Raw genomic sequence first — 4888 nt, 5'->3', positions numbered from 1 at the left:
CCTGATTGCGCCATACACATTTCAATACTGGCAAATTGATTCAAATCTAGCGCCACAACCTTATTAAGGTCCGGTACGCCACATTCTAAAAGTATTTTATTTCTCCATAATGCTGGAGAAAGTGAGGGAATTGAGTTAACACATCCAGTGATACTTAACAGAGCTATACAACTCAACAGTTTTAAGATTTTCTTCATTCTTCCCCTCTTTCAATGGATTTATTTACAATAAAAAAGCTCATAAGCCTGTTTATATTTTCTGTCACCGCTGCTTAAAAAAACGTTGAACAATATTGAAATGGTTGCTTGAGGAAACAATCCCGCACAGGCATGTAAAAACGTGAGTGTGGGGATTGTTGGTCATTACAAGAAAGACTTAAGGCTTGCATTCAGATGCATTTTTATACCTTTTACAAAACGGGCTGTTTAAGCGCTTTTCGACACTTCTCTTCGGGATGACAGCACCAGGCTGACAAATGGGAAGGTCTCTACCGTTAAAAGGAGAACACCAGCTAGCTCTCCCTTTATAATGGAATCCTGCTTGGATCATGCAAGCATCAATCGTTGCATTCTCATTGTTGCTTAACTTTTGAACTTCATCCTCAAGATAATTAAGGTGTGGCAAACCACACTCTAGCAATGCTTTTCCTACCTCCGTAGAATCTGCTCCTAGCTTCTCCCACACAGCCGTCTCTCCTCGAGGAGGTTTATCAATGTTTTCAATATCACATCCAGCAACCGTTAACAGAATGAGCAGGCTTAATAAATTAAAAAACATTTTCATTTTTTGTTCCCTGTTCTCGTTGAATAAAGTTTGTTAAAACTAAATGAACCATAATTAATTTGACACTCACGACTCGCATCAGCATAACAATTATGGGGGCTCGGGTTAAGGCCCAAGACCGCTCTCCCCATCTCTCTGAGAGGATTAGTTGCTATAGTAAATAAACTGTTTGCTGCAAATATCGTCATATAAAAAGGATTTTTTATACCTTTCTCCAAAAGTGAAAAATCTAGATTTAAAGGTGCCTTATAAGCCGTAGGCCAATTGTAACCAATCACTGTACTAATGGGGTCTAACATATGGCCTTGTATGTAGATATAATTTTTTTCGCCATCGCTTAGATAATCTACTGTATTGGCCATCGATTGCATGTGAGCAGCCGCTCCAACAAGATAGAAGTCTGTTTTCTTGGCTACACTGTGGATACCATGTTCTTGCAAGTCATTTGCTCCATTGCTTACTGTTATGGTACCACGGCTATGCCCACTAACAATAGCATTGTCATTGCCATAACGAGTGATAAAATCTTGGAACTTTTTGGTTGAATTGGTCAACCCCCAAGAGCCCCCTTCAAAAAACTTTTGATAAAATGCTACCCCTAATTCTACCAGCACATCGTCAGCTTGGGGAAAGTATGTAAAATAAAGGGGACCATTTTTATTAACAGCCAATTGGACAGCATTACCCGCAGCATCATCTGGTGAATTAAAAATGCCATTGTAGAACATATAAACAGCACCATTAGGGCCTTTTTGTAAATGCTTTTCTTCCTCTGGCTTTAAAAAGTGATACAGAGTGATATATTTTCCATCATTGCCTTTTATAGGTTTTCCATTTTCATCGGTTAAATAGAGGACATTGCCATTTTCATCATGCGCAACCTCACCTACTGGGTGCTCTTTGACATTTGTGATTTTATAAATTTTATCAAGGTATCCCAATCCTTCATCCGATAAATCATTGATCATATCTACGCGATTATGCACTGCTCCCTCAAGCGGTGCGACATCTAGCTGTCCTACTGCTTGGTGTGCTGCTGCGGTGTTGCGGTTGAGAGAGCCAATGATTTGTCCAGCATCTTGCCCCATCGCCCTCTGTCCAGTTGTATCAGTAAGGATGATAGTCCCATCACTGATAGCAGATTTGGTTTCCCCTTCTGCTCCATCCTTGGCTTTGCCGTGATTTAAAACATTCTTGGCAATGTTTTTTATCGTGTCATTCCCAGAAATGCTAAACCCATGGCTGCTGGCTTTGGCATTCGCACTGTTGGTAATATCACTGGTGGTAATACTTCCTGTGGTCAGGCTGTATTTATCTGCCGGCGCGGTGCTTTCAATAATACCTCCGGTTAGGGTCGTTTTATCTTTAACGTTGATATTAAAGCCGCCATCACCAGCTTTGATGCCGGATTGTTCCACAACACTATGATACTCACTAGAGGTTTTATCCTTGTTAAAGGACACATTGGTTGTTGCGACATCATCCTTTTCTCGGCTATTATAACCAATGGAAACAGCGTTTTGCTTGCTGGAACTTTGTCCCGTATTACTGTTGCTGGTAATGATCAGATCACCCCCAACACCCATCTCTACACGCTTTCCAGAAACCACGGACCCAGCCAATGTGATGTTTCCCTCACTGTTAGTATGAACAGTACCGGTGCCTATAATATGGCTGTTCTTGTGATGCACTTCCTCACTGGAGCCCTTTCCTTTCCCAAAAGAAGCATTGCCCATCCACCCTGTACCACCACTCCCAGAGCTGTATCCAACATTTACAGAAATGTTTTGCGAATGGTTTTGTGTTGTTTGGGTGTTTTGCGCACTTTCAAAGATGATATGCTGCCTTTGTGGGCATCCATGGTGACAGAATGCCCACCTTCTATCGTACCTGTTACCACGGTAGATGTCTGAACAGAAGCTTCTGCTTTCTCCGTCTTAAAACCCACACTCACACTGCCAGATGCACCAGCCTCGGTCAAACCGCTTAACATATCCTGTGGATTGCCCCACGACTTTGGCTTCAAAATGCACATCCCCCGTAATAGACCCCTCACCTGCCTTATTGTAGACTATCTTAACCACCAAATTAAAAAGGCCTTCCGCGTGGATAAAGGAGGAGACGGCTTTGATCCCCTACTTCATTCGTGATTTTATCTAATGACCTTTTTAACGATGGGGAGGACGCTTTGGTGATCGCTTTTGTAAAGCTTTTTGCTTTTGCTGACGTTTTCTTTCATCCTCAAAATGCGTTAGTAAAGCGCGTTCCTGTTTCGTTTTGTTGGTCACACCAAAGGTGTCATTGTCCATAAACTGCTGATATCCTGCTATCATTAAATTGCTTAGGAATGAGCCACTTTTTGGAGGTTGTGTAAAATAGATCCCTTTTGAATCTTGCAATTTATACCGGAAACCTGCTTTTTTCATGCATTCATAAACTGAGGCAAATTCACTCGCATACGCATTCATATCGTCAGGAGAAGCATAAACCGGTTTCCAACCACATTTTGACAAAGATTGTTGGATCATCGCTTTATCGGCACCTGGTTTTTCCCATAATGCTAAAGTTGATGGAGGAGGTTGGTTAACACATCCAGTGATACTTAACAGAGCTATGCAACTCAATAGTTTTAAGATTTTTTTCATTTTCCCCTCTTTCAATGGATTTATTTACAATAAAAAGGCTCTAAAGCCTGTTGATATTTTATCTCCGTTTTTCAAGACAGTTCTGAACTGAGTTGAGATGGTAGATTGAGAAAACAATCCCACCATTCCAAGCAAAGGCAAGGATAAGGGATTGTTGGTCATCACAAATAGCAAGATTTAAGGATAGCATTCATATTGTTCTGGATGCTTTTTACAAAACGGGCTATTTAAGCGCTTCTTGACACTGCGCTGTGGAACAACAGCGCCTGGACGACAAGCCGGAAGATTCTTTCCTTGAAAATTCTCACACCACGTTCCTGCCTCTGTATCTTTATAGCGGAATCCTGATTGAACCATACAAGAATCAATGAACGCCTTTTTATTTAAACTTAACTTTCTATTTTCTGGATCCTTATCATAAGGGGTTGGCATACCACATTCTAATAAGGCTTTTCCTACCTCAGTAAAATCAGTAACACCATTTTTCTCCCATGCGCTCAAATACCCCCCAGGAGTTTTATTAAACTGACATCCGGTGATACTTAACAAAGTTACAGCACCTAATAGCTTTAGAGTTTGTTTCATTTTTTACTCCATTATTTAATTCAAGGTTTTTGTTTTAAATGAGATGAGCCATACCTTTTTTGGCATTTTTGACCCGCATCTCCAAGACAGGTATGGGAACTTATGGGATTCATGACCACTCTCCACCATTCTTTCCACATGTTACTACCAGTAGGTATTGTCTCGTAAGTATAGCCATTGCCACCAATAATTCTGCTGACAAAGTCATATCTATTCCCATCAAAGCCAATAGTGATTTGTTTGCCATCACTCACATAACCTAACAAACCGGATGCCGCCAAAACATTAAAGGCTGGTCCATAGAAATTGATATTCGTGTTGTCGGCTATACCGTGCACACCTTCTTGTTTGAAAGAATTCAGCATATTCCCCAATGTCATCGTCCCACGACTATGTCCATAAAGTTCTAACCCTGTAATACCATGGCTATACACCAAATCTTTTGCTTCTTGTGTGGAATTAGTCAGACCCCAAAAGTTATTTTCCATAAACTTCTGATAGCCCGCGACTAGAAGTTCTGAGATAGCAGAATCAGCTTCTGGAAACACAACAAAATAAAGTGGTTCATTTTTATTCTCTGCATGTTGCTCTGCATAAACAGCAGCCTCATAGGGTGGAGTAAAGATGCCATTGAGGGACACATGAACCTTGCCATCAGAGCCTTCTTGCAAATGCTGCTTTTCTTCATCCGTTAAATAATGAAACTTAGGGATTTTTTGTCCTCGAGCGTCTTTGATATACTGTCCATTTGCATCTATTTCATAGATTATATTGCCCTGTTCATCACGGTCGACCACAGCGATGGGGTGCTCTTTGATAAACATGGTTTTATAGGAGTCATCGCTGTATTTAAACCCTTCTTCTAAGAGTTGAGT

3 protein-coding genes and 3 pseudogenes are annotated in these 4888 nt (G+C 40.9%); all 6 read right to left on the bottom strand.

The genetic code is table 11. The features are described 5' to 3' along the window. Nucleotides 1-197, bottom strand: a pseudogene (locus ACFINU_RS09030) (hypothetical protein); the annotation flags it as partial. 178 nt (nt 198-375) lie between these two features. Further along, the gene (locus tag ACFINU_RS09025) at nt 376-783 is read right to left on the bottom strand and encodes a hypothetical protein (protein WP_375618866.1); all 408 of its coding nucleotides are present in this window, start codon (nt 781-783) and stop codon (nt 376-378) included. Further along, a pseudogene (locus ACFINU_RS09020) lies at nt 780-2755 on the bottom strand (hemagglutinin repeat-containing protein); the annotation flags it as partial. The pseudogene ACFINU_RS09020 and the gene ACFINU_RS09025, both read right to left, overlap by 4 nt. Before the next feature lie 196 nt (nt 2756-2951). Then, a complete protein-coding gene (locus ACFINU_RS09015; RefSeq protein WP_375667594.1) occupies nt 2952-3428 on the bottom strand; it encodes a hypothetical protein in 477 nt (158 codons plus the stop codon). 177 nt (nt 3429-3605) lie between these two features. Further along, the gene (locus ACFINU_RS09010; RefSeq protein WP_375667592.1) at nt 3606-4013 is read right to left on the bottom strand and encodes a hypothetical protein; all 408 of its coding nucleotides are present in this window, start codon (nt 4011-4013) and stop codon (nt 3606-3608) included. A 20-nt stretch (nt 4014-4033) separates the two neighbouring features. Beyond that, nucleotides 4034-4888: pseudogene (locus ACFINU_RS09005) on the bottom strand (filamentous hemagglutinin); the annotation flags it as partial.

It is taken from the genome of Bartonella sp. AC130YNZD (genome assembly GCF_042196865.1).
Lineage (GTDB): Bacteria > Pseudomonadota > Alphaproteobacteria > Rhizobiales > Rhizobiaceae > Bartonella.
Note: the sequence above shows the minus strand (reverse complement) of the source record. Positions and strands in the feature narration are given on the sequence as shown.